General features: G+C 43.5%; 1 protein-coding gene. It reads left to right on the top strand.

The window, feature by feature from the left end; all coding sequences use genetic code 11:
- Positions 1-253, top strand: a 253-nt coding sequence (locus SB725_RS32620) for a hypothetical protein (protein WP_410923629.1), incomplete at both ends; no start/stop codon positions are given.

Raw genomic sequence — 253 nt, 5'->3', positions numbered from 1 at the left:
CATGGCTTAGATAGTTTGGATGGCTTAGATGACTTACAACTAGATGATTTAGATGGCTCACTTACAGCGCAACATGAGACAAGATTACTCTTAGGGATTTTGACCGATACTGATATTTGTCGCGCTGTAAGTGACAGACAAGATCCTGCTACTACTCCTTGCCAGCGCTATGCTAATTTTAATCTGCGCACGATCAAAGCTAGTGATGAGATTGGCGATGCGCTGCTGACCATGACTCGCTATCGTATTCATA

This window comes from Pseudomonas sp. SIMBA_041 (assembly GCF_046535095.1).
Classification (GTDB): Bacteria; Pseudomonadota; Gammaproteobacteria; order Pseudomonadales; family Pseudomonadaceae; genus Aquipseudomonas; species Aquipseudomonas mucoides.
Note: the sequence above shows the minus strand (reverse complement) of the source record. Positions and strands in the feature narration are given on the sequence as shown.